We start from the raw sequence: 6495 nt of genomic DNA, 5'->3' as shown, positions 1-6495 counted from the left end.
CACCACCGAGATCCACAAGAACGCCATCGTCAAGGCCCTCGTCTGATCCAGGCTCTCGCCTGCCCCAGGCTCTCGTCCGACCCGACGCAAGGCCCTTGACGCCTTCCGAGGCGGCTCCGCCGGCCGTGCCCCCGGGGCCGCCGGAGCCGGGACGGCCGGCCAGGTCCCCCACGTACCGGACACACCACTGATCCGCACGCTCGCTAAGACGGGCTGTCCCGGCCACGGGGACCCGCCTCCTTCGACCCGACCCCCTGCCTCACCCGCACCCCGCAGGAGTCACCCATGGCATCCCAGCACTCCGCGACCCCCGCCGGTCTCCTCGGCGAAGAGACGGCCGACGCTCCTTCAGCCGACGCTCCTTCATACGACCGGCGCCGAGCCTGGCTCGTCACCGCCATGATCGTCGCCTTCATGGTCATCAACTTCGCCGACAAAGCCGTCCTCGGACTCGCCGCCGTCCCGATCATGGACGAACTGAACATCAGCCACAGCACCTACGGCCTGATCTCCAGCTCCTTCTCCCTGCTCTTCAGCCTCTCCGGACTCGTCGTCGGATTTCTCTCCTCCCGCGTCTCCAGCCGGACCATGCTCTTCGTCATGACGCTGACCTGGGCCGTCGCCCAGCTGCCCGTCCTCATCGTGGCGGCCGTTCCCACGCTGATCGCCGGCCGTGTCCTCCTCGGCGCCGCCGAGGGGCCCGCCGCCTCCATGTCCATGCACGCCCTCTACAAGTGGTTCCCCCCGCACCGGCGCGGCCTCCCCTCCGCCTTGCAGATCAGCGGCGCGGCCCTGGGCACCCTCGTCTCCGCGCCCGTCCTCACCTGGCTCATCACCCACCACGGCTGGCGCTCCGCCTACGCCGCGCTCGCCGTCGTCAGCGCGGCCTGGGCCCTGGTCTGGTGGCACATCGGGCACGACGGCCCCTTCGGCCATGTCCGCCCCACGGGCCCCAGGGACTCCGCGGAGCGGGCGCCCGCCCCCGTACGCCTGCCCTACCGCAGGCTTCTTCTGACCGGAACCGTCCTGGGCAGCATCTCCAGCGCCTTCGGCGCCTCCTGGGCCCTCTCCCTCAGCCATTCCTGGCTGCCCGCCTACCTCCGCACCGAACTCGGCATGAACCCCGCTACGGTCGCGACCGCCATCAGCGCCATCTCCGCCTTCAGCCTCGTCCTGCTGCTGACCGTCTCCCCGTTCATGGACGCGCTCAAGGCCCGCGGCGTCACCAGCCGCTGGTCCAGCGGCGCCGTACAGGGCATCGCGGTCTGCGTCGCCGGCTGCGCCATGGCGGCCTTCCCCTTCACCGAATCCGCCCTGCCCCGCCTGCTGCTGATCGCGCTGGCGTTCGGCACCGTCGCCGTCGCCGTTCCCCTGCACTACATGACCGCCGCCGAGGTCGTCCCCGCCGCCCAGCGCGGCGCCCTCTTCGGCATCGTCGCCGCCACCGGCACCCTCCCCGGCCTCATCGCGCCCTATCTCACGGGCCACCTGATCGAGGCCGCGGACACCGCGGCCTCCGGCTACACCACCGCCTTCCTCATCACCGCCCTCGTCATGGTCCTCGCCGGCCTGCTCGCCGTGACCAGCATCCGCCCGGAGCGCGACGCACGACGCCTGGGGCTGGATCGCACCGTGGCGGACACCGCGCACTGAAGCAGGCGCCACCTGCGTGCACGACTGAGTCCCGGCGCCCTGGCCGGGGCGGAACGCGCTGCTGGGGTGGGGTGCGCTGCCGGGGCGGGGCCGGGCGGTGTGGGGTGGGGTGCCGGGTGGGAGTGGACGGCGGCAGAGGAAAATGATCGGTGCTCTGCCGCACTTCCAGAGAAACGGACCGACACGACATGACACTGCTGCGCGTACTGCTGGACGCGGCCCACGAGTCCCCGGAGCAGGTCATCGTCCATGTCCGGGGCGACGGAAGCGAGTTGACCGTCACCCTGCGCGAACTTCTCGACGCGTCGTTGCGCGTGGCGGGCGGCTACCGGGAGGCGGGCGTCGCGCCGGGTACCTGTGTGCCGTTGCTGGCCGACCGGAGCGAGGACTTCCAGCCGATGTTCTGGGGCGCGCTCGCGGCCGGTCTCATCCCCGTTCCACTGGCCCCGGACGCCCGGCGGGTCCTGCCGGTCTGGGAGCAACTGGGCCGGCCGCCCGTCGTGGTGGACGCGGCGACCGCATCGCTGCTGTCCGAACTGCCCGACACGGTGGACGCCTTGAGGCTGGAGACGCTGCGGGAGGGGCCGGCGCTCCGGGAGCCGGTCCCCGCCGGGGCCGACGATGTGGCGTTCCTTCAGTTCTCCTCGGGCAGCACCGGCGTGCCGAAGGGGGTCGAGGTGACCCATTCCGGGGTGCTGGCCAACCTGGAGCAGATACGGGCCGCCTCGGCGCTCGGCGCCGACGACGTGGTGGTCAGCTGGATGCCGTACTTCCATGACATGGGGCTCATCGGCACCCATCTCGCGCCGCTCGCAGCCCGCGCCAAGCAGGTGAAGATCGGGCCGCTGTCGTTCGCCAAGCGGCCCGGCATGTGGTTCGACGTGGCGGCCCGGCACCGGGGCACCGTGCTGTCCGCCGCCAACTTCGCCCTCGCGCTGGCCGTACGGCGCGTTCCCGACGAGGACATCGCGCGGCTGGATCTGTCCTGCGTACGGCTGATCCTGGTGGGAGCCGAACCGATCGCCCCCACCGTGTGGCGCGACTTCGCCCGCAAGACGAGCCCGGCGGGGCTGGATCCGGCGGCGGCCCAGCCGGTCTACGGGCTGGCCGAGGCGACGCTGGCGGTGACCTTCCCGCCGTTGGGGGAGGTGGCCGAGCCGCTGGTGCTGGACCGCGCCGCACTGAGCCGCGGCCTGGCGGTGGACACCGAACCGGGCGAGGGCGCCGTGGAGCTGATGGACGTCGGCCGCCCGGTGGCCGAGTGCGCCGTACGCATCACGGACGACAGCGGCGGCCCGCTCGGCGACCGGCGGGTCGGACACATCATGGTCCGCGGCCCCCAGCTCGCCCGCGGCTACCACCACCGTCCCGACCTGAGCGAGGCGGCGTTCACCGGCGGCTGGCTGCGCACCGGCGACCTCGGCTTCCTCCGGGACGGACGCCTGTGCGTGACCGGACGCCACAAGGACGTGCTGTTCCTCAACGGCCGCACCTTCCACGCCCCCGACATGGAAGAGGTGGCGGCGGCCACCCCCGGGCTGCCGCCCGGAGCCCCGGCGGTGATCGGGTCGACCGATCCGGTCACCGGTGGGGAGCGGGTCGTGGTCTTCGTCCCCTGGGCCCGGCCGCCGGGCGACGCGGCCGAGGTCCTCGAACGGGTCGCCGCCCGGGTCCGCGAGGCCCTGCTCCACGACGACGTACGGGTACGGGCGCTGCCTCCGGGCGCGTTCCCCCGTACGACGAGCGGAAAGCTGCAACGGCAGCTGCTGCGGGCGCGCTTCGAGGCGAGCACCCACCCCAGTGACGGCGCCGACGGCGCCGACGGTGCCGCCGTCGTCGCCGTCGGCCCACTGCCCGCCGGCGGGCGTACGACTCCGGCGGCGACAGCACCCGCCGGTACGGCGCGGGCGACCGCGCCCCGCTCGCGGACGGAGACCGAACGGGTCGTGGCGGAGGTGTGGGCACGGGTGCTGGGCGTGACCGCCGAGACCGTCGGCCGGCATGAGCGGTTCGGCAGCCTCGGAGGGACGTCGCTCAAGGCGATGGAAGTCCTCGTGGCGCTGGAGGACGCCTTCGCCGTGACGCTGCCGCCGGCGGTGATGCGCGACCACGACACGGTCGCCGCGCTCGCGGACCGCCTCCGCTCCACCGCCCCGGTGCTCCCGCCGGCCACCGCGACGACGGGCCGACCCGCTTCCCCGCCCCAGGAGGCCGCGACCGGCAGGTCTCTCCCTGCCCCGGTGCCTCAGGAGGCCGCGACCGGCAGGCCCTCCCCCGCCCCGGTCGCGATCACCGGCATGGCCTGCCGCTTCCCCGGGGCCGCCACCCCCGGCGCCTTCTGGGAGCTGCTCATCGACGGGCACGACGCCGTCACCCCCGTACCGCCCGGACGCTGGGACACCCAGCCGGACCCGGGGCGGCACCCGGAGGACAGGGCAGGGCGGCGGCCCGCGCCCGCGCCCGTGCGCTGGGGCGCGTTCCTCGACGACCCGGCCGCATTCGACGCCGGGTACTTCGGCATCGGCGAGGAGGAGGCGCGGGCGCTCGACCCCCAGGCCCGGCTCTTCCTCGAACTCGCCCATGAAGCCCTCGAACGCGCCGGCTACGCGGGGCCCCGGAGGCAGGGCCGCCGGATCGGCGTCTTCGCCGCCGTCGGGGAGAGCGGCTACCGGGAGATACTGGACCGGGCGGGGGACGGCTCCCCGCCGCCCGCCACGCTCACCGGGAACCTGCCCAACCTCGTCGCCGCCCGGGTCTCCCACTGCCTCGACCTCGACGGTCCCGCACTCGCCGTCGACACGGCCTGCTCCTCGGGGCTGGTCGCCCTGCACCTGGCACGGCGCTCCCTGCTGGACGGCGAATGCGACCTCGCGGTCGTCGGCGGAGTCAACCTCCACCTCACGCCCACCGGCCACCGCCTGCTGGAAGAGGCCCAAGCCCTCTCTCCCACCGGGCGCAGCCGCGCCTTCAGCGGCGCCGCCGACGGCTTCGTCCCCGGCGAGGGCGGCGCGGCCATCGTCCTGACGCGCCTCGACGCGGCCCGCCTCGCCGACGACCCGGTCCTCGCGGTGGTCCGCGGGACAGCCGTCAACAACGACGGCAGATCGCTGAGTCTGCTGGCGCCCAACCCGCTGCGCCAGCGCGAGGTCATCACCCGGGCGTACGAGGAGGCCGGTGTCGACCCCGCCTCGGTGACCTATGTGGAGGCTCACGGGACCGGCACGGCCGTGGGCGATCCGATCGAGCTGCAATCGCTCTCCCACGCGTTCCCCGCACGGCCCGACCGGGAGCCCCGGCTGCTCGGTTCGGTGAAGACCAACATCGGACACCTGCTCAACGCGGCCGCCCTGCCCGCCCTGGTGAAGGTCGTCCTGGCACTGGGCCACGGCAGGCTGCCCGCCTCACTGCACCATCTGCCGTCCTCGCCGGGCCCCGGGCTCGCCGGTTTCTCCGTGGTGACCGAGGCCAGGGAGTGGACGTCGGCCGGCCCGCTCGTGGCGGGGATCAACGCCTTCGGGTTCGGCGGCACCAATGCCCACGCCGTCCTCGAACAGGCCCCGCCCCCGCCGCCCCGTGCCGCGCGCGACGGCGGGGGGCCTCATCTGCTGACCCTGTCGGCCCGCAGCGCGGCAGGGCTGCGGGAGGCGGTGGCCGACCTCGCCGCCCATCTGCGCGACCACCCGGAGCTGGGGGAGGGCGATGTCTGTCTGACCGCGAGCACCTCCCGGGACGACGGTCCGCACCGGCTCGCCGTCGTCGCGGACGGCGATCTGCGCGAACGCCTCGCCGCGATCGCCGCCGGGGCCATGGGGGAGGCCGGGTCCGGTGGGTCCGCCGGGCCTGTTGGGTTCGGTGGATCCGGCCGGTCCGGCGCGGCTGTCGGGAGCGTCGTGCGCTCCCGCCCGCGTGTGGTCTTCCTGCTGCCCGGACAGGGAGCCCGGCACCCCGGCGAGGGCCGCGCCCTGTACAGCACGGCACCGGTGTTCCGTGACACCCTGGACGAAGCGTCCGCGCTCCTCGGCCCGTTGCACGGCCGGACCCTCCTGGACTGGTGCCTGGATCCGGACGCGGTCCCGGCCGTACGGGCCATGACGGAGGTGGCCCAGCCGCTGCTCGTCGCATCCGGGGTGGCGCTCGCCCGCCAGCTGCGGAGCTGGGGCGTGGAGCCCGACGCGGTCGCCGGGCACAGCGTCGGCGAGATCGCCGCCGCCTGCGTCAGCGGGATGCTGACCCTTGAGGACGCCGTCCGGTTCGCGGCCGAACGCGGCCGTCTCATGGGCGCGTTCACCGGGCCCGGGGCCATGCTCGCCGTCCGTGGCGGGGAGGAGGCGGTCGCCGCCGCGGTGGCCGGGGCCGAGGGGGATCTCGCCGTCGCCGCGTACAACGGCCCCGGTCTGCTGGTCCTCTCCGGGGCTGTGCCCGCCGTGGAGCGCGCGGCCCGCGACCTGACCGCACAGGGCGTCGCCGTACGCCGGCTGCGGGTGTCCAGGGCCTTCCACTCGCCGCTCATGCGCCCGATCGCCGATCCGCTCGCCGACGCGGCGCGTGCGCTCACCCCGCACCCTCCGTCCCTTCCGCTGATGAGCACGGTCACCACCGAGTGGCAGCCGGTGCTCGACCCGGACTATCTACGTGACCACGCCCTGCTGCCGGTTCGCTTCGGCGCCGCCGTGGAGCGGTTGGCCGACGACGGCTACGACACGTTCGTCGAGGTCGGACAGGGCTCGACCCTGTCAGGACCGGTACTCGCGGCGGCCGGGCGGCGCACGGCGGACCGGGCGGACGCCGCCGGGGCGAAGGCGGCGGTTCCGGCCAGGGGCGGGGTTGTCACACCGGCCGGCG

2 protein-coding genes are annotated in these 6495 nt (G+C 74.4%); both read left to right on the top strand.

Translation table 11 applies throughout. The features are described 5' to 3' along the window. Positions 1-285 precede the first annotated feature (285 nt). Positions 286-1653 (top strand): MFS transporter, encoded by a 1368-nt coding sequence (locus FF041_RS17345; protein WP_153523650.1) that lies wholly within the window; start codon positions 286-288, stop codon positions 1651-1653. A 188-nt stretch (positions 1654-1841) separates the two neighbouring features. Further along, positions 1842-6495, top strand: a 4654-nt coding sequence (locus tag FF041_RS17340) for a type I polyketide synthase (protein WP_153523649.1), incomplete at its 3' end; no start/stop codon positions are given.

The sequence above is a fragment of the Streptomyces jumonjinensis genome, from assembly GCF_009600885.1.
GTDB lineage: Bacteria > Actinomycetota > Actinomycetes > Streptomycetales > Streptomycetaceae > Streptomyces > Streptomyces jumonjinensis.
Note: the sequence above shows the minus strand (reverse complement) of the source record. Positions and strands in the feature narration are given on the sequence as shown.